This window comes from Staphylococcus lugdunensis (genome assembly GCF_002901705.1).
Lineage (GTDB): Bacteria > Bacillota > Bacilli > Staphylococcales > Staphylococcaceae > Staphylococcus > Staphylococcus lugdunensis.
Window position 1 is genome coordinate 1 of record NZ_PPPV01000013.1, and the last position, 251, is coordinate 251.

Annotated in this window: 1 protein-coding gene; it reads left to right on the forward strand. The window is 46.2% G+C overall.

All coding sequences use genetic code 11. The features are described from left to right. Positions 1-251: hypothetical protein (locus CD041_RS06870; RefSeq protein WP_142380825.1), on the forward strand; the 251-nt coding region annotated here is incomplete at both ends.

The following is a 251-nucleotide window of genomic DNA, read 5'->3' on the forward strand; positions in this document are numbered from 1 at the left end:
GTAATGAAGTGCAGGAAACGGAAGAGGGCACGCATGACGCACCAGGTATTATCGCGGATAAATGGCAATATACAGGCCAAACAGCAGCAGAAAATGGTATTACAACACATGTATATCAACGTATCCAGTCAGAAATACCGAATGAAGCACCACAAGAGACACCAGTCGCGTTAGAAGTAACACGTTATGTGGATAGCGAAGGTAATGAAGTGCAGGAAACGGAAGAGGGCACGCATGACGCACCAGGTATT